At 43.5% G+C, this 17,595-nt stretch carries 14 protein-coding genes; 3 read left to right on the forward strand and 11 right to left on the reverse strand.

Annotated features, from left to right (window positions below):
• Positions 1-15: 15 nt before the first annotated feature.
• The 10 genes from RIL182_RS16345 to RIL182_RS16385 all read right to left on the reverse strand — a co-directional run bounded on the left by RIL182_RS16345 (position 16) and on the right by RIL182_RS16385 (position 13,090).
• Entirely contained in the window at positions 16-1,044 is a 1,029-nt protein-coding gene (locus RIL182_RS16345) for an acyltransferase family protein (protein ID WP_006855893.1), read from the reverse strand.
• Positions 1,045-1,046: 2 nt separating this feature from the next.
• Entirely contained in the window at positions 1,047-2,921 is a 1,875-nt protein-coding gene (asnB, locus tag RIL182_RS16350) for an asparagine synthase (glutamine-hydrolyzing) (protein ID WP_006855894.1), read from the reverse strand.
• A 106-nt stretch (positions 2,922-3,027) separates the two neighbouring features.
• Complete coding sequence (locus tag RIL182_RS16355) at positions 3,028-3,756, reverse strand: WecB/TagA/CpsF family glycosyltransferase (protein WP_006855895.1); 729 nt, start codon at positions 3,754-3,756, stop codon at positions 3,028-3,030.
• 60 nt (positions 3,757-3,816) lie between these two features.
• The gene (locus RIL182_RS16360; protein ID WP_134523414.1) at positions 3,817-4,656 is read right to left on the reverse strand and encodes an O-fucosyltransferase family protein; all 840 of its coding nucleotides are present in this window, start codon (positions 4,654-4,656) and stop codon (positions 3,817-3,819) included.
• Positions 4,653-6,398 carry an ABC transporter ATP-binding protein gene (locus RIL182_RS16365; RefSeq protein ID WP_006855898.1) on the reverse strand — a complete coding sequence of 582 codons (1,746 nt, stop codon included), beginning with the start codon at positions 6,396-6,398 and terminating at the stop codon, positions 4,653-4,655. The genes RIL182_RS16360 and RIL182_RS16365 overlap by 4 nt, the downstream gene beginning before the upstream one ends.
• Positions 6,399-6,411: 13 nt before the next feature.
• The gene (locus RIL182_RS16370) at positions 6,412-7,290 is read right to left on the reverse strand and encodes an alpha-1,2-fucosyltransferase (protein ID WP_015559775.1); all 879 of its coding nucleotides are present in this window, start codon (positions 7,288-7,290) and stop codon (positions 6,412-6,414) included.
• A gap of 14 nt (positions 7,291-7,304) precedes the next feature.
• A complete protein-coding gene (locus tag RIL182_RS21800) occupies positions 7,305-8,843 on the reverse strand; it encodes a hypothetical protein (RefSeq protein ID WP_015559774.1) in 1,539 nt (512 codons plus the stop codon).
• On the reverse strand, positions 8,818-10,578 hold the full coding sequence (locus RIL182_RS16375; RefSeq protein WP_006855901.1) for a hypothetical protein: 1,761 nt from the start codon (positions 10,576-10,578) through the stop codon (positions 8,818-8,820). Before RIL182_RS16375 ends, RIL182_RS21800 begins: the two co-directional genes overlap by 26 nt.
• A gap of 29 nt (positions 10,579-10,607) precedes the next feature.
• On the reverse strand, positions 10,608-11,468 hold the full coding sequence (locus tag RIL182_RS16380) for a UbiA prenyltransferase family protein (protein ID WP_006855902.1): 861 nt from the start codon (positions 11,466-11,468) through the stop codon (positions 10,608-10,610).
• 11 nt (positions 11,469-11,479) lie between these two features.
• Positions 11,480-13,090, reverse strand: coding sequence for a glucosyltransferase domain-containing protein (locus RIL182_RS16385; protein WP_006855903.1), 1,611 nt, complete (start codon positions 13,088-13,090; stop codon positions 11,480-11,482).
• Between the two features lie 180 nt (positions 13,091-13,270).
• Between RIL182_RS16385 and RIL182_RS16390 the strand changes: the two genes are divergently transcribed.
• From RIL182_RS16390 to RIL182_RS16400, 3 genes are read left to right on the forward strand one after another with little or no spacing between them, the layout of a single operon-like run.
• On the forward strand, positions 13,271-14,224 hold the full coding sequence (locus RIL182_RS16390; RefSeq protein WP_006855904.1) for a hypothetical protein: 954 nt from the start codon (positions 13,271-13,273) through the stop codon (positions 14,222-14,224).
• A 17-nt stretch (positions 14,225-14,241) separates the two neighbouring features.
• Positions 14,242-15,261: an alpha-mannosyltransferase gene (locus RIL182_RS16395; protein ID WP_006855905.1), complete on the forward strand. Its 1,020-nt coding sequence runs from the start codon at positions 14,242-14,244 to the stop codon at positions 15,259-15,261.
• Between the two features lie 23 nt (positions 15,262-15,284).
• Positions 15,285-16,331 carry an acyltransferase family protein gene (locus RIL182_RS16400; RefSeq protein ID WP_015559770.1) on the forward strand — a complete coding sequence of 349 codons (1,047 nt, stop codon included), beginning with the start codon at positions 15,285-15,287 and terminating at the stop codon, positions 16,329-16,331.
• Positions 16,332-16,543: 212 nt separating this feature from the next.
• Here the strand turns inward: RIL182_RS16400 and RIL182_RS16405 are convergent, their stop codons facing one another.
• Entirely contained in the window at positions 16,544-17,578 is a 1,035-nt protein-coding gene (locus RIL182_RS16405; protein ID WP_006855907.1) for an acyltransferase, read from the reverse strand.
• Positions 17,579-17,595 lie beyond the last annotated feature (17 nt).

Raw genomic sequence — 17,595 nt, forward strand, 5'->3', positions numbered from 1 at the left:
CAACACGATCTGATTCTACCTGGTTTTTCGACGCAGGCGTTTCTTTAACCGGTTCAGTATTTCTGAAAACGCAAGGCATCCCAGGACGGCGGCGGTAATGCGCAGTGCATGATACAGAACAAATGGTACAACTGCGCCGCCCGGCACAGGAATTGCGATAAATTTGGATGCAATACGTTCGACAACTTCTAAGGCAAAGATGTGGAAGGCGAGCAGGAAGATCGTATTTTTTCCGACGTAGGCGATGAATCTGCCCGGTGCCGTATTTTCGATCAGTTTGCCAAACCAGATGCAGAGCAGTGATCCGGTGAGTCCGACGATGATGAAAAATGGGACGCTGAATGCTCCGTAGATGCCGTATTCGCGGATGGACATATTGATGCCGGGATCAAGACAGCTTGTCAGGATGTAGATGACAAATACCGCTGCGATTAACGGAATATTCCATTTTTTTTCGAAGAACTGTGCTCTCCCAAGCAGGGTTCCTGCAATCATGAAGATGGTTCCCACGCAGGCAAGATCGATGCTCCATGGAAGGAGTACCGGAATATCTGCAAGTGCCATTGTGATGGCAGTCAAAACGATCAGTGTACCGATTAAAAATTTCCGGTCAGAAAGGCAGCGGTCAATGACCAGATGATAGACAAGACTCGCTGCAAAAAATGCGGTCAGATACCACATGGCACCATTTGCCACGGTAAACAAATAAACGTTATCCTTGACGACTGTCGTGTCGTACAGGCAGTATCTGGAATAAAGAATTCCAAATGCAGACGCTTTTGTCTCCGCAAGTGTTCTTCCCATCAGCACATAGACTGCCAAAAGCACTGCACTGTATCCAAAATACGGGATCAGAAGGCGTTTTGCCTTGTGTTCAATATTTTCTTTGTAACTTCTTCCCTCTTTATAAATATATCCCGAAACCACAAAAAACAGCGGAATGTAATAATTGATCAGAAAGCGGCTCAGCCCGCAGCTGTGTGAGATAATGACAAGCAAAAGTCCGAATCCCCTTGCCACATCCAGATATTGATATCGTTTCATTTTTACTCCTGTATCCAATCCTGTTTAATCAGTGCACGCTCCCACAGATACGGCTGAATCCGGTTCCAGATGTCCGCCGCCTGATGGAACGAAGCATTTTTACCTGCAAGAAAATCAGAAAGATCACTGCGCACTTTTGCGGGATCATCGATCAGGCTGCAGTTTGCAAAGTCTGCAGATGCCACCGTATCCTCAAAAAACTGGCGGTACGGTCCCCTCATCCAGTCAAGAATCGGAGCATTAAATCCCAGCTTGGTACGGCGGTAAGCAATCTCTTTTGGCATAAAAGCTGCGCCCGCATCACGGACGATCGATTTCGAAAAACCTCCGTGCAGTTTTGAACGCCATCCAATGGAAAATGCAAACTCTACGATCCTGTAATCCAGAAACGGCATACGGATCTCAACGCCCGCTGCCATGCTGTCCCTGTCATAGTTGCGCAGCAGTGTCGGCAGGATCGTCTCATGTGTGGAGACAAATAATGTCTTATTAAGATTATCCAGACGGTTCCAGTTCGGATGGTCAGAATACGCACTCTTTACAGTTTCTTTACCAAGCAGTTTTTTTGCATGGTATTTTAACATATATTCGCGGTAGAGTCTGTTTCTCTGCTTTTTAAATGCAGCTGACTGCTGACTCACTCCGTCTTCCGCATCCTGGTTTAAATATGCGGTCGTGATCATGTCGATTTCTTCTTTTGTCTTTGCATCCGGGTATGCTTTTAACACATCAAATCCATATCCCGCAAACAGCTCATCCGCCGCATGTCCGTCAAGGGAAACAGTGGTTCCCATCTCTCTCTCTTTTTTGTAGAGCTCCATCATCGGCACCTGTGGATTGCCCCAGAGTTCTTCAAAACAGTAAAGCTGGCGCAAAAACTCACGCTCTGAAACTGCGGAATCAATGTTCATAAAGGTATGGCTGATTCCAAGATAATCCGTCACCTGTTTTGCATATTTTGTTTCATCCTGCGCCGTTCCCGGAAAACATGCCACATAAGCGTGCTGCCAGTCATTGTTGGCGCGCTCATCTGTCATGTTTTTGGAAATATAGGACATTGCGCAGATAACAGCGGAAGAATCAAGTCCTCCGGAAAGTCCGGTACCAAGTGTCACATCACTTCTCATGCGGATCTTGCAGGCATCCAGAAACAATTCGCGGAACTGCTCTACCTGTTCCTCATAGGAATCCGGTACGCTGATCAGATGATCTAAGGTATTCCAGTAGCGTTTCAGTGTAATCTTTCCGTCTTTTACCCATGCATTGTGGCCTGCCGGGAACCGTTTGATTCCACGGATCAGACACTCCGGCTGTGACTCATAATGATTGTCTGCAAAGTAGCGGTCGAACATCGGCTTGTTTGCTTCTACCTTAGGCAAAAGCGGCAGAATTACTTTCATCTCCGATGCAAACGCAAAACCACCATCCGGCAGTTCGGCATAAAATAACGGTTTTACTCCAAAACGGTCTCTGGAAATGAAAAGCTGTTTTGTCTGTTTATCCCAGATGGCAAATGTCCACATACCGTTGAAGCGTTCCACACAGGATTCACCCCACTCACAAAATGCAGCCATGATGACTTCGGAGTCGCTGGCACTGCGGAACGTATATCCCTTTTTCTTAAGCTCGTCCCGGATCTCGATAAAGTTATAGATCTCGCCGTTAAACGTCATCCAGTAACGCTCATTTGCATAGGACATCGGCTGGCTTCCGGCATTGGAAAGATCTAAAATGGATAATCTGCGGTGTCCTAATGTCACACCGTCCTCCTGCCACAGTCCGTAACCGTCCGGTCCACGGTGGATCATCGTGTTTAAGCATTTCATCGCCAGTTCCCGGTCTACCTTTTTATTGACTACACCGTAAATTCCACACATACTAAACCTCGTTTCTGATATAAATATTTATGAATCAAAAAAATTTGAAACTTATTAGGGAATTAAATTGTTCACAACTTTCATATACTAAATTTAAATTTCATAATTATTTCCGATGAATCAGCCACAGATAACGTGTATTCGTGACCAGATAACGTTTAAACAATCTCTTCGGATCCTGCAGCAGACGATATAACCATTCCAGGCTCAATTTCTGCATCCAGCCCGGCGCACGTTTAATGTTTCCGGCATGGTAGTCAAAGCCTGCCCCGACACCGATCATCACGCCGTTTACATGGTCCTTATGAGCATACATCCATTTTTCCTGCTTCGGTGCTCCAAGTCCCACCCAGATGATATCTGCTCCGGATGCATTGATCTGGTCGATCATCTCTTTATCTTCCGCTTCGGACAACTCGCGAAACGGCGGTGACACCATTCCTGCAATCTGAAGATGTGGATATTTTTCTGCCAGTTTTTCTTTTAACAGAGCAAGCGTCTCCTCACTGCTCCCGTAAAAATAATGTTTCAGTCCGTTATCGCGTGCAAATAATGCAAGCATCAGATCCGGTCCTGTCACACGCTCCGCCTCCGGGAATCCGTGTTTTCTGCTGTAACCGGAAAGCGGCCCGCCATCCGGCAGAACAAACGCGGCATCTGCCTGTACCGTGTGATACTGCGGATCGTCATGCGCCATCACGGTCGTGTGCACATTTCCCACACAGATATATTTTCCCCGCAGCTGCTCTATATTCTGCTCGATCAGATTTACGGTCTTTTCCATATCCGTCACAAGGATATCAAGGCCTAAAATATTACATGTTTTCAGTTCCATATTTTTTCCCTGCTTCTTTTCTTCCTGCCATTTTCATGCTGTAAACATCTTAGCAGATATTTATGATTCCTTCCGGCATACCGTCTCAAGCGGTATATTCCCTATATACGATGGAAGTAAACTGAATGTACTGTTATAACTTCCTAAAATTTTTCTGCACTTTGACAGTGCGATCATCTCCACAAATGCTTCCTCAATTCCCTCTTTCGAATCGCGGTCGATCACATCCGACTGCGGGAAGATCAGCTTTGCATCCGGCAGTAATTCTTTCAATTCCCTGCGTACCTCTTTGTCATCTGTTGCCACAAAAAAACATGTTTCTTTATCCGCTTCCAGTTCTTTTTTCATACGCTCGGCAAACAATGCCAGCGGACTGTTTGCGATCGCATCCGTATGGTCAGTCCTTCTCACATGTACCCCCACACAATTTCCAGTCAGTTCACGAAACAGATAGTCACCTTTTTCTTCAATGTTTTTGCCTGGCTTTAAAAAGGAATAACTCTCTGCCCCGACCTCGCAGATCGGCCCAAATGCTTTTAAATAGATGACCGGTGTCTGCTCGATCAGGTGGAATAGTCCTTCATACCCTTCCGTTTCTTTGATCTGTTCCACATCATCACACTCTAAGAAACGATCTGCCATTTTTCTCCATTTCTTTTTTGCATGATTCCCAAGAAGCTGTGCCACCGGCTCATTCTTAAATCCATTTTCGCTGATCTCCACCACCTCAAACGGCAGATCAAACAGCTCTGAAAAACTGATGTTGCATCCGACTTCACGTTTCCACATCACGACCAGCCTGCGGTTTAATTTTTCTGCCACCGCATAAGCAGAACCCAGACCAAGCAGTCTGTTTCCAAGCCCTGCACACGGCTCTATGATTATCATCGGTTCACTCATACGCTTTCCTTCTCTTTCCTTGTCACACTGCCACCCTCTACCTGATATACCATGTCACAATTTTTGATCGTAGACAGGCGGTGTGCAATAATCAGCATTGTCATCTTACCCTGTAAGCTGTCGATTGCTTCCATAACAGCAGCTTCTGTTTCCGTATCCAGTGCGGAAGTTGCCTCATCCAGCACTAACACTTCCGGTCTGCGGTATAGCGCACGTGCAATACCGATACGCTGACGCTGTCCACCGGATAAGCGTACACCGGCCTCTCCGATCATGGTATCTAAGCCCTCATCAAGGGATTTTACAAATTCATCCAGCTGTGCCTGTTTTAAGGCTGCCCATATTTCAGCATCATCAATACTTTTTACCTTACCAAACGCAATATTATTGCGGATTGTATCGTCCAACATGTAGATAGTCTGTGGGATATAACCGATCTTATCATGCCATCCACGGTAAGATTCTTTGATATCCATACCATCTACCGTGATCTTTCCGGCCTGCGGTTTTAAAACACCCAGGATCAGGTCGACCATCGTGGTCTTTCCGGCACCGGACGGTCCGATAAATGCAACGGACTTGTTTTTCGGGATTGTCACATTGACATGGGCTAATACCGCATCCTCAGTATCCGGGTAATGGAAGGTCATATCCTCGACTTTGATTTCTTTGTCTAATGTTACTTTTTTGTAATTTTCTTCTTTTTCTGTCTGGATCTCCATATCGCGGATCGCAGCATACTCTTCACCGATCTTGTGGATCACGACACCGTTATGGATGATCGATCCTAAATATTCAGACATCTTATTTGCAGAAGGAAGCAGGGCAAATGCTGCTGCCGCAAATACTGCAAGTGTTCCGACAAACTGCTCCGGGCTTGTGGATGTCGCGTTGATACGGACAATGATTGCCGCCATAAGTCCCGTGATACAGAGTGCTTCCATGATCGGTTTCGGAATGGAACTTAAGAAAGAGTTCTGTTTGATGACATAGGTGTAAAGACCATTCTGCTTTACAAATTCCCCTTCAAAATATGCCTCGCGGTTTGCGATCTTGATCTCTTTGATACCGCCGAACGCCTGCTGCATACACTGCAGGATATTGGCGTTGTATTTTCTTCTGTCATCACCGAAACGCGCTAAGGTTCGGCGCAGTTTTTTCATAAAGATAAATACCATAACGACCATCGCAAACGCAACGCCTAAGGTGAGCAGCGCATCTTTTACTAAAAGATATCCTACTAAGATCAGGCTGACGCAGAGTTCTGATGCAAGCTGGAGCATATTTAACACCGCCGCATAAAACATCTCCGGATCCGTATTGATATCACGCATCAGCTCGGCACTGTTGTGGTTTAAGAAAAATGTGTAATCTCTGCTGATATAATATTTCATCATGCGGTCCTGCATCTCGCGTTTTCCATAATAGGAGAAGCAGTACAGCATGTTATTGATAAAAATGATAAACGCATTTTTTGCAATATACACGATAATGATCAGCACCGAGAGCAGCGTGATCAGCTGATTGGTATTCTGCATGTGAAATCCATCATAAACAGAACGTATGATGTCATTTTTCAATAACTCTTCCGGATTCATCACCGCTGTGATAAACGGGGATAACACCGAAACACCAAGCAGGCTGACACCGGAATTGATCAGTATCAGAAACATCATTCCGACAAGCTTGCGCTTCTGCTTTCCATCAAAAACTTTTAGTACACTTTTTACCAAATCTTTCATTCTTTTACCTTTCTTACTTTAAAATAATCCAGTTTTTCTGCCGCATCCGTTCGCTTAACAGATCATCCGGCATAATGACCGTCTTATCCGGGTTCTGATTCAGATAAGCTGCCCATGTCGAAAACGTACTATTGGACAATATCTGGTTCTGGCATGCCGCCATCAGGAAAAATTCATCCACATCCGAAAATTCTCCCATCTCTGAGACAAATTCCAGCCTGTTTTCTGCCTGTCCCACTGCGTCTTTTTTCTGGCTTTCCAGCACAGGGGCAAGCGCTTCTTCTGCACGCTCCATATCATTGGTAAACACAATATAGCGTACTCCCGGCTTTTCCTGTTCCATGCGTTCCATGGCATGTTTAAAATAGGCTCCGGCAGGTCCCATGATATCACCGCCTCTGACATGCACGGCACAGGTCGGCGTTTTTTTGAACTCTTCCTGTAATTTTTTTACCGTCTCACTCTGCTCGTAAGCCGGCGTCATCATCGCAGTGATCTCATCTAAATAATCTTCAAAATAGGCAAGGTGCTGCCAGTAACCATATAAATATTTATTTCGAAGTCCTTTTTTCTTATAAACTCTCGGATCGATATCATTCACATCATACCGGTGGTCACGGTTATGGTACACCTCGCGCTCTTTGATCACATGATATTTTAACGCACGTCTTAAGTTCTTGTAAATCTTCTGTCCCAAATTACGGTTTGGAAATGATTCCTTTTTATCGTATTTCAGATGAAACTTGTCCAGTTCAAAATCCCGCAGTGTAGAATTGTCACATTCTGAAATATCAAGAACCAGCGAATCGCCATCCCGCCTTGCCTGGGCATATCCGCAGGCATAATTAAACAGCTGGTTTCCCATGCCGTCTCCAATTTTTACTGCAATCATTCCTCTGTTACCTCTCACTTTTCCTGTGTCCTCTGGTGTTTCCCTGGAAAATGGATTTTTTCTGAAAGCAATGCCATTTCCTTTGCACAGCAGGGCAGCAGGATAAATACATACGGATACACATACTGGCTTTTGGCTTCCCATATTATATGCAAAAGAAATCCGCCTGTAAAAAATAAAAAAATATAGTTACAATCATACTTCCTGTTTCTTCGATCCGCAACAAAAATTGTTGCAAGAACAAACAGCATGATCACAAATCCCTTCATCGCCAGGGCAATCTGCGGTTCTATACTTTTTCCCGAATAAAGTTCATTAAAAAACTCTGTCTTATTTTCTGCCCCTGCATCCGGCAGCGGGCCGCTCCAGAGTGATTCATACATCGGATCACACCACATGGATTCCAGTTTTTCGGAGAAAAACTCATACGCAGTATCCGGATTATGCCGGAAAATATAAATATTATCCCTGATCTTTGCTTTGCCAAGCTCTGTTGCTTTCTCCGGGTCATATCCTGCTTCCGAAAAGAGCCAGTCCGAACAGCCGTTATACCAGCCTGCTGCATTATTGTAATAAGGCTCCGTTCCCATTGCAATCCATAAAATCTTTGGTTTTCCACCACAGAGTACGCCACCTGTTTCTTTGTTATACCACGCATGGAATGCCTTTCCAGGAAGCACTGACACAACCATCACCAGAACTGCAAGTAAGATCAGCCTCCATTTTTTTTCTTTTAAGATCCGAAGAAAACACAATATTGCGATCGTTATCGATCCTATAATATTATTTCCTTTCAAAATAACTGCAAGCATTACAAAAATGACACACAATATCATATGCTTCCAGTTGCCGCTCTCCAAAGATTTATCCAGAAACAAAAATGCCAGAAGTATGAAAAACAATCCCGGAATAATTCCATATGCAAATGCCAGGAAGAAAAACTGTGGCAAAAATAAAAATGAAAAAAGTATCACATACAGATTTGTCTTGTGATTTTGTCCAAAACACCGGTCTGTCAGCTTCCAGATCACAAAATTGATCCCTATGATCTGCAGGAGATTGACCGCATATAAAAAGCGCACATCCGTGCTGATAAAACCAATCAGATATTCATAGGTCACAAAACTTAACTGATGTTCATTCAGATAGATATCCTGTCCCGGATTTAAAAATGAAAAATCATGCTGTCTCATAAGCACAGAACCGTTATGTGCACTGTACGCATCCATGCGCAATTCCGTTGAAACATTCGCAATCCAGTATATCCCTGCAATTATATAAATTACAGTAAATACAATAAAGAGTATTTTTTCATCAATCTTTTGAATTTTAGATCCTGCGATCAAAAATACCACAAAAATCAGAACTGCGAGCACCAGTGCTGTGATACTGGTGCGCTCTATGCTCACATCCTCCGTCCACACATATGCCACTTTCGACCGATACAGCAGATTCAAAACTGCTACAAAACCGACACAGCAAAGCATCACCAGCCAGATTATATTCTGACAAAACCATTCAAACAGCTCAATTACTTTTTTTATCTTTTGCATATACTTCATATTCCCCGTTTGCAAATACCTGTTGATAAAAATTTTCTTTTACAAATATTAAGACCACATTTGTTTTTTCAGACTGTTCATCCAATGCAGTTTTATTAAAAACCACAAGTGGCATTGCTTCCTGTTCGCTGCCTGACGAAACAGACTCCTCAAGCTGCTGCTCTATCTCTTCTGCTGTAATGTAGTCCGTCTCAATCCAGCCACCGCATCCGGTAATATAAGGAGCTCTTCCGGTCAGATAATGTAAGATTGGAATTGCACCACAGGTAACCATCTTATCACTTTCGCTGCCATATGACTTTATAAAGTTTACCACTTCTTCCATCGGCTGTACAATATCCGTATCATACCTGATGCCGCGCAGTTCATCGAGTGTGAACTGCTGTTTTGGCTCTTGATCTTTTAAATACGCCTTTGTCATATAAAAACTCTGTGATGCAGTCAGACCCACACACCATATCGCACAGATGACGGTAAGAAGTCTTCCCGTATTTCTTACATCCGGCAGCTTGTGCTCTGTCTCCACTGTTTCTTCAGTCTGTCTCTTCGCCTTTTTCATTCTGTCTCCGATACAGATTGCAATATATGGCAGTACAAAAAAAGCTTCATTGCACAGATGTGTGATACCCACATTCGATCCAATCGGCATCAGCACTGCAAGCATCCCGGATGCAAATGCAAGGGTTTTAAATTCTTCCGAAGCCTCTTTGTCTTTTAAAATCAGAACGATACATACATAGAGCATCGCCTTTATCACAGCTACTGCGTTCAGGTAATCTCCAAGCACGCGATACAGCACCGATAATCCTGCGATCTGATCTGCCCCGAAAACCGCACCTGCCAACAAAAGAACAGCCACTGCAATCATACCATATCCGATAAGCGGTGCAAGGCTTTTCACTTTTTTTGCCACAAGATAAATGACATACAGCACGGCAAGCAATAAGATTCCACGCACGGTTCCTTTGAAATTGATCACAACCATGTTACCGATTGTATGTCCGTCATTTGAATTTCCTGCATAGAAGAACATATCTGCAACCATCTGAAAATAAGTGCCGATCCCGCATGTTTTATACATGAGAAAAAGCCCTGACGCAAAACTACTCAAAACACCCACCACGCACCATAACACCTGGCGTACAAAATATGCCACATCTTTTTTCCGGTAAAAATCATAAAAAAGAACGATAAACACAGCAAATTGCAGGATGGAAGATATTTTGCAGAAAGCCGCCAGCATGAAAAATGCCGATGCAAAAAAGAGCATCCCGGACTTTTTGTCATTGACAGCCCGGATCAGGAAATACAATCCCGTCAGTGCCATAAATGCCACTGCCGTATTATAAATAAAGAAATGAAAATTACATTTTGCAAGCACCATGGCAAACGCAAGTGCCGGAAGGATCAGCGCATCTTCCCGGTATCTCACATAGAGCCTGTAAGATAAGAAACACAGGTAGAAGCAGACTGCCGCCCATGCAGTCTCCATGCCAATGTAAGCCGGTATATGCAGTATCCCAAACACTTTTAACAGGCATCCGCCCAAAATGTTTGTCAAAAACAGCGGCAGATAAGTACTGTCCATATCTGTAAAACAAAACCGGTACTGATTCATGTTAAATCCGACATCACTGACATCAATACTAAAATTCCATCCCGACGACGGGAGCAGCGGAATCAGTGCGATCAGAATGATCCAGAAAAATTTATATGTCCGTTTCATAAAATCTCCATTCCTGCATTATTTTCACACTATGCTCCAAGATACAGCATACCTATCATTACAATACCATAAACCACACAGAGTGCCATCAGTACCCTGTCATGTAAAAGGACCTCCACAGGATCTCCCTCCGAATTCCCCTCCACCGTCAGACTGTACTTCATACAGATCAAAATCACGATCGGCACCGTCCACATTGCATATTCCATGCCGGCATTGGTAATATCCTTACACCATAATGCATAAAATGTATTGAGCAGTGCCAGGCACATATACATATTTTTGTCCAGGAAATCTCTCGTATAATATTTAAGCACCTTGCGGGTATCCCCGTCCTTTTTCTTCTGCAGCTCGTTGCGTCTTTTTCCAAGACTAAAATAAAACGCACCGGAAAGTACAGTCAGATACAGCCATTCAGACACTTCCGTCCCTGTCAGGACCGCACCGAAAAGCACGCGCAGCAAAAATCCGGAAGCAAGAATTGTCACATCTAAAAGCGGTACATCCTTAAGTCCCATACTATATGCCACATTGATAAACAGATATAAAATTACCAGCGCATAACTGCCCGCTGTCGCATCTGACACCACAAGCAGTACCTCTGCTGCGATCAGAATGAACACCATCAGCACTACTGCGTGAAACGGTGTGACTGCGCCGGATGCGATCGGGCGATTTTTCTTTGTCGGATGCATCCTGTCTTTTTCCGCATCCCTGATATCATTGATGATATAGACCGCAGATGTGACCAGTGAAAATGCGATCATTCCAAGCAGTGTTGCCGTAAACTTACGCCGGTCTGTCAGATTTCCACTGAAAATCAGTGGCATAAAAATCAGTATGTTTTTGATATAATGATGTACTCTCATGAGATATAAATACTTTTTCATCCAATCGTTCCTTAATTTATTTCATAATCAGACAGTTTTACAATAATCGTATCGTCAATCACCTGAATAGATCCATCCGCCGGATAGGATGGCATTTCCCTGACAACCTCTCTCTGCATCCAGTTCTGGATCTCCTCATAAGTTCCATAATATGGCGAAAATCCAAGATAATCAGACATCAGATACAGCAAAGAGTTATATCCAAGGTTCGTATCTGCTTTTCCTCCAACGGTAAAAGTATCACCGATCAGACTTCCCATACCATTCGTACTGTCATTAATCTGTGTTCCCACCACGATCACCGGCTTGTCCTGCGAATAATCCTCCACACTCCGGATCTTGGTGACCAGCGTCTGCACATAGGAAAAATCATGATATTTCGTATATTCAAGTGCCATGTAATTGCCATTTGCGTACCAGACAAACACGATTACCAATGCCGCCGTAAGCAATGCAGACACCCAGTTTGTTATGCTCTTTACCGGAGCATGCAGTTTAAGATTCCGGAAACATGCATCCAGCCACAACAGGAAAAATACAAAGAAAAATACAACTGAATATGCCATCAGCGTATAGCAGTAGGAATTCGGTGCCATCACATAGATCAAAAACATCGCTACCGGAAACACCACTATACCACACAAAACAATTACCTTATTTAAATATTCTTTTTTCTTTAAAACCAGATAAGCACCAATACCTGCTGCAAATAAGATCCATACAACTTTGATCAGACGTCTTACGGTACGGTTATAGCTGATTCCCATAACATCGGAAAATCCCAGATCAAAAAATGAGGTGTAACAAGATTTTAATGCACTAATAAGCTGTGCGATCGTGATCTTTCCCATTGTATCGCCACCCTGATAACTGGTAAGCTGTATATGTGTGACTGCAAGTACCGCTTTATTGATCAGAAAATAAACCGCAACGCCAGCTGCCATCACCAGTAAGAATCTGGCAATCATAAGGAAAAACTCTTTCCATTCCTTTTTCTCCTTCACACCGCCAAATGCTGCTTTTAAAATCACCACCATAAGAAGAATGCACACAGTATCCGGGAAGTATGCCTGATATACACCAAGGGAACATGCAATCATTACCACTGCTGCTATATTTGCAATGATATTTTTCGGATATTTCACAGTGAGCCACGCAGCAAACACACTGAAAAAAATGCCTATTGCATAATAAAGTGCCAGAAACATAAAAAAGTACATGGACACAACTGCCGGAAATACTGTCATAAGTCCTCCGATCAGCCCCGCAGTCAGTTTGTTTCTTACCTGAAATACAGATACGACCATTCCCGCTGATAAGGCAAGGAACAGCAGTGCAAAGATTCCATTAAAAAAAGGCAGTGAATAAGAACCTCCAAATACAGAACGCATAAAACGCCCCATCCAGTTTAACAGCCATCTTCCCTGTTCTGTACTTAATCCGATACCTCCTGGTGTATTCGCAAGCTCATCATAATTGTATAATTTATTGGTGAACTGATACAAATGAGCTGCAAGCCCTGCTGCAAAAGCAGCATAAAAAGCTGTCTTTACCGCTCCCGAAAGATTCCGGTACCACTCAGTCAGATACTGATCCGGCATTTTCCATCTGATCGTATTCATATCTTCTCCTTTTTCTATTTATTATTTTCCTAACTTCATATAATCTTTATTGTATCAAAAATGTATAGGACGTGTCAAACAGTAGATTCCCGGCGCCATTCCATTTTCCTTGACACCACAGGAAGCATTGTTTATGATGTTTATATCTATGTACTGTGACCAGAAAGGAGTGTTCTTAAGATGGGTACAATCCTCGGAGCCTCTTATTATCAGTTAAAATACTGTCTGCGTAACAAACTGCGGCAGGCAACAGGTGACCCGGATTTTCTTTACCGTCATTATGTCGGTAAACCTTTTTATGATACGGATGCCTTAAACACATACACGGCAGAACTCATCAAGTCCGGCAGACCATTTATGATGGGCCGCTTTGGTGCCGTTGAACTTTTCAATATGCGTGTTGCCGAATTTCATATGGAAAACAAAAAAGAGAAAGCCTGCGAACAGCTTTTTACCTGCGCCGGTTTTTTCCCCAATGATACATCCCTTCTGCCACGTTTTAACGATATCATGAAGGACGCCTGCCGGCAGACCGATATTTTAGGTTTATGGCAGAATGCCTGTGAGGATTATTACATCCGCAGATACTGTAACGATCTAAGCGCAACCTGCCGGCTGATCTCTTTAGAGCCATGGCGCAGCAAAAACCCATGGTCTGCTGCACTTGCCGGGAAAAAGGTACTTGTCATTCATCCGTTTGAAGAGTCGATCCAGGATCAGTATAAACATTTTGACAAACTCTTCCCAGGCACGGATATCCTGCCGGAGTTCGAATTAAAGACCTTAAAAGCTGTACAGACTGCTGGCAGCGCTGTAGATCCGCGTTTTTCCACATGGTTTGACGCACTTGACTATATGTGCGGAGAATGTGAAAAAATTGACTTTGACATCGCCCTGCTTGGCTGTGGTGCCTACGGCTATCCGCTGGCCGCCCACATCAAAAAAATGGGCAAACAGGCGATCCATCTCGGTGGTTGTCTGCAGATATTGTTTGGTTTAAAAGGAAGACGCTGGGATGAAGAAGAACCGGATATCGTCGCCATGTATAACGATTACTGGCATTATCCGATGGCAAGCGAAGTTCCAAAAGGAAGTGGTGACGTGGAAGGCGGCACCTACTGGAAAAAAGAATAGCTAAGGGGGAAACTATTATGAGCAAGATCATTCCTGTTATGGTTCATCACGAAACCGGAGAAAAGGCTCAGGCTGCGGGGAAGAAGAACCAGGAATACTTAAAATACTGTATCGCACAGGCAAAAAAATATAATGAAAAAGTTGTTTTGCTAGGCGATGAATATAACAAAGCGTGGTGTGACGACTGGCACAATGCCAATGACTTCATTACCGAAAAATGGACAAAATTTCATGCTGTCTTTGAGAATCTTTCCACATATCCGACCGCATGGGCAGAGGGCATCTTTAAGCGCTTCTTCCTGATACTGGAATACTTAGAGCGCAACTCCTTTGAGGAGTGTGTCATTATCGACAGTGACGTTCTGCTTTACTTAAATGTCAGTGAATATGAGCCGTTCCGTCACTGCAAAGTGGCTGCTGAAACCCCCCTTTTACAGGATTTTGCAATGCTTGAAAAAGGAAACGGGCTGAAATGGAAAACCTGTGCAGGATTTTCCTATTTTACCACACAGGGACTTCGCGAATTTACGGATTTCTGCATCGATATGTATGCAAATCACAAAGATTTCCTGATGAAAAAGTGGGATGTCCACCGCAAATTCGGCATGTACGGCGGTGTCGGCGAGATGGCACTATTACATCTGTGGGTTTCTTCCCTTCCGGAAGGGGAATATTTAAACCTGTTAAAGGACGATGCGGACCACGGTGTATTTGATAATTCCGTGGGTGAATCTTCCGGTTACTTAGAACACCAGTATGAGTATATCAAACGCTTAAGCGTAAAGAATCTGCACTGGGAAGATGGCAGGCCTTACTGCTATACGATCGACGGTCATGAAAAAACCTGGTTTTTAAATCTTCACTTTGTCGACATTACAAAAATCTTTATGGAAGGTGTCTATGAAAACCAGTCCTATTCTGCACACGCGAAGTTTGTAACATACATGTTGAAATGCCGCGGAAGACTTGCAGACATCAAACATGGCAATACAAAATGGCAGCAGAAACTAAAGATCAAACGCAGTAAAAATGTCTGATCTGACGGGAAATGAGGTTTGTTATGTCAAAAGATCGTTCTTCTAATTTTGAATTATTACGTTTATTATGCATTTTCGGAATTCTGATGATGCACACTTTCGGCGGAATCGACACTTCCGTATCATTTTTTAACACAGAGATCCATGTACTGGTTAACTCCGTCTTTAATATGGGAGTTACCTGCTTTATCCTGCTCTCCGGTTATTTCGGCATCCGTTTTGACTTCAAAAAACTGATCCGGCTCGACCTTATGATCATCTTTTTCACAATATTTGGTACGATCGCAGTTGGAAATCTGGGTATAAAAGCACTGATCAAATCCTGTATTCCGGTAATTTCAAGATATTACTGGTTTATCAGCTGTTACTTTTTCCTCTGCTTTTTAACACCATTTTTAAACCAGATCCCGGAAAAGCTGTCAAAGGAAAACTTTGAAAAACTGCTCGCCGTCTTACTGCTTCTTTTCTCCGTAATCCCAACCTTCGGATTCTTTGAAATTATGCAGGACGGTGGAAAAGGATTAGTCCACATGGTTATGATCTATCTGCTCGGACGCTACCTTGCGCTTTATCATAACCGCAGCCATAACACCGGACGCCTGTTCCTTGGACTTTTCCTCAGTATCGGTTTTATTTTCCTCGCTGACAGTTCGCTGACCTTTGTCCGTGGAAAGCTCTATACAACGTTCTGCCGCGACTGTTCGATTTTCATTATATTTGGTTCTGTCATGGTTTTACTGCTGTTTCGTGAATTAAATTTTCACAGCCGTTTCATCAACCGTGCTGCCGGAAATGTGCTCGCGGTCTATGTGTTAGATGGAACGGTTCAGACATTTCTGTTAAAATGGATCGATTTTAAACCGTATGCCGGATCGTGGTTTTTAGTATTCCTTGCGATCGGTTATGCGCTTGCAATTATGATCATTGCGTGTCTGTTGAACGAGGTGCGGAAAGCGACGATTGGACGACTGGAGCCTTGGCTCGTGAATGTGGTCAATGCCGTGGTGATGTGGGGTGTGAATGCGGTAAGAGGTGTTGTCCGAAGACTACTCACGTATTTTATTGGTTGATTTTTTATTAAAAGTAACGAAAAGCACGGGTTTCCGGTTAGTGGAAAAACGTGCTTTTTTGCATAGCTGCGGTTGATGACTGAGGGACGAAAAAAGGTGTGTCCGAGTGCTTTGGCGGCGCCGGATTCGCGGAACCCCGGGCTGTTTTGTGCAATTTGCCTTTCACTAACCCCGATACACCTTTTGTTCCAAACATCCAATCCCTATTTTCCCTACAACAATTTCCGGAATACCGGTAATTTCTTCAAAACTAACGTAACTGCTACTTCAATTAAGAATGCAATTATAATCTCAATGATATATGCCGGCAGCATCCCGGTTACCGGGGTTAACGTGCCAGCAATGACATCCAGCCTTCCTCCGGTTCCAATAAATCCACCAAGAAGATAACAGCCAAATACGCAGCCTCCGACACTGACGAGAATCTTTTTTGTCCGCTCTGATAGCCGTTCTTCCTGAAAGAGAAGTTTCGTATTTAAGAATATAACTATGACCGGGACAGACAGCCATGTTCCAAGGTATACTTCCTGATAATTTCCCACTGAAAGATAGTCTTTATATACCATCATCTGTGTAAGAACCGCTGCCACAAACACAGCAAGATTCCGGCCGATATTCTTCGGCGTCAGAAACTTCGTTTCACTGAAATACTGATCCAGTCCATATCCGATCAGTGGATAAAAAATGACATACTGGAACAGTCCGCTAAAATTATAATAACCGCAGAGTCCGTATCCCCATAATACCCATGCTGTCGGTTTCAGGCAGTCCAGCAATATCTGTAAAATGATCAGATACCAGAAGGTATTTTTCGACATATTCTGTGCCAGTGGGCGCAGGATCGGCAAAATCGTAAGCACACCGAGATAACTGTATAAAAACCAGTACGGCAGATATACCAGATCCGTCGGCAGTGACAGCAGAAACGAAAACGGTGCAAAAGGACGTTCTCCTTTTAAAACCAGTTTCATATAATACAGGAACGAGAATATCACAATTACAAGAATCATGCGCAGAATTCTTTTTTGAAACAGATCTTTCCCACTTTCATTTTTTCCAAGCAACAGTGCTCCGGATACCATGAAAAACAAAGGCACCGCACCTTTGCATACCATGGAAAACAGAAACGATATTGCATATTCTACGCCACTTTGATTGGAAAATGACATAAATGCTGCAGAATGATTGTACATAACCATCAAAATTGCGAGAATACGGATGACCTCGAGGTAGTATTTCTTTTTCATAACTTTTTTCTCCTTTG

It is taken from the genome of Roseburia intestinalis L1-82 (genome assembly GCF_900537995.1).
Taxonomy (GTDB): domain Bacteria; phylum Bacillota; class Clostridia; order Lachnospirales; family Lachnospiraceae; genus Roseburia; species Roseburia intestinalis.

Excerpts from the sequence above, each read along its gene's own strand:
- RIL182_RS16345 (WP_006855893.1), bottom strand. The coding sequence starts at position 1,044 with ATGAAACGATATCAATATCTGGATGTGGCAAGGGGATTCGGACTTTTG.
- asnB (WP_006855894.1), bottom strand. The coding sequence starts at position 2,921 with ATGTGTGGAATTTACGGTGTAGTCAATAAAAAGGTAGACCGGGAACTG.
- RIL182_RS16355 (WP_006855895.1), bottom strand. The coding sequence starts at position 3,756 with ATGGAACTGAAAACATGTAATATTTTAGGCCTTGATATCCTTGTGACG.
- RIL182_RS16360 (WP_134523414.1), bottom strand. The coding sequence starts at position 4,656 with ATGAGTGAACCGATGATAATCATAGAGCCGTGTGCAGGGCTTGGAAAC.
- RIL182_RS16365 (WP_006855898.1), bottom strand. The coding sequence starts at position 6,398 with ATGAAAGATTTGGTAAAAAGTGTACTAAAAGTTTTTGATGGAAAGCAG.
- RIL182_RS16370 (WP_015559775.1), bottom strand. The coding sequence starts at position 7,290 with ATGATTGCAGTAAAAATTGGAGACGGCATGGGAAACCAGCTGTTTAAT.
- RIL182_RS21800 (WP_015559774.1), bottom strand. The coding sequence starts at position 8,843 with ATGCAAAAGATAAAAAAAGTAATTGAGCTGTTTGAATGGTTTTGTCAG.
- RIL182_RS16375 (WP_006855901.1), bottom strand. The coding sequence starts at position 10,578 with ATGAAACGGACATATAAATTTTTCTGGATCATTCTGATCGCACTGATT.
- RIL182_RS16380 (WP_006855902.1), bottom strand. The coding sequence starts at position 11,468 with ATGAAAAAGTATTTATATCTCATGAGAGTACATCATTATATCAAAAAC.
- RIL182_RS16385 (WP_006855903.1), bottom strand. The coding sequence starts at position 13,090 with ATGAATACGATCAGATGGAAAATGCCGGATCAGTATCTGACTGAGTGG.
- RIL182_RS16390 (WP_006855904.1), top strand. The coding sequence starts at position 13,271 with ATGGGTACAATCCTCGGAGCCTCTTATTATCAGTTAAAATACTGTCTG.
- RIL182_RS16395 (WP_006855905.1), top strand. The coding sequence starts at position 14,242 with ATGAGCAAGATCATTCCTGTTATGGTTCATCACGAAACCGGAGAAAAG.
- RIL182_RS16400 (WP_015559770.1), top strand. The coding sequence starts at position 15,285 with ATGTCAAAAGATCGTTCTTCTAATTTTGAATTATTACGTTTATTATGC.
- RIL182_RS16405 (WP_006855907.1), bottom strand. The coding sequence starts at position 17,578 with ATGAAAAAGAAATACTACCTCGAGGTCATCCGTATTCTCGCAATTTTG.